This window comes from Parendozoicomonas sp. 209JJ7-1, assembly GCF_058147085.1.
Genome location: NZ_JBYVJU010000089.1, coordinates 1 through 853 on the forward strand (window position 1 = coordinate 1; position 853 = coordinate 853).

Genomic DNA, 853 nt, shown 5'->3' on the forward strand with positions numbered 1-853 from the left:
TAACGCTTGCATCAGGTGCGCCTCCGGCGTCACCTGGATGCACTTGTTACATGCGAAACGTTATTGTTTGGATGATTAAAGCTACTGTATTAGGCATCAAAAATCACTTCCAAAAGTGCCACCATTTTTTGCTATTTTGAGCCAGCTCTCTCTGCTTTCTTGCATGTGCAACCCAGCCGCCTCTTGGTGGGCGCGGCTTAGACGGTGGTAATGGAGAGGAACGATCTAAGGTTTTAAGTTTTAAAGCGCTTGAGTCTCCATTGAACCCGAAAATAGGAAGTTCGGTATTTGAAAATGCTCGACATTCATCTTCAGCTATACGGTGGAGGCAGGATGATGAATTATCACAGATGCTCAGCCCATCTTTATGGGACCAGTTAATCTCAACCCCTTCAGCTTGAAACCTTAGTTTCTTTAAAAGACCGTTTTCAGATATGCAAGATAAATCAATGCCTTCATCATCTGAAATTATGCTTAGTACTTCAGATGATAGGAGTCGGCTGACATAAATATTAAGGTTTACGAATCCTCTCTTGAAATAGTCAGCTTTATTTTTTTTCATTAGATCACGGTATAGCTGATTCAGCTCACCTAATGATTCTTCGAAGTCAAGTGGCAAATCCTTTACTGAAGGAACAGATATGAATGGGTAATCAGATTCGCCTTTGTAATTAAAAACATCTAACAGCATCTTGTCACATAAATCACTCTCAAACATTTTCCATGGAAGTGATTTTGGTAGATCGTGTAATTTAGAATGATTTGTATAGTCCCTCGTTAATGAGAAAGCTAAAAGATATGCCATTTATTATTCTCTAATTGATACTCATTTAGTGAAGTAGCATGTAACGCC

1 protein-coding gene is annotated in these 853 nt (G+C 39.3%); it reads right to left on the reverse strand.

All coding sequences use genetic code 11. The annotated features are described in order from the left end of the window. Positions 1-103: 103 nt before the first annotated feature. A complete protein-coding gene (locus ACY2RQ_RS19490) occupies positions 104-805 on the reverse strand; it encodes a hypothetical protein (protein ID WP_490114678.1) in 702 nt (233 codons plus the stop codon). Positions 806-853 lie beyond the last annotated feature (48 nt).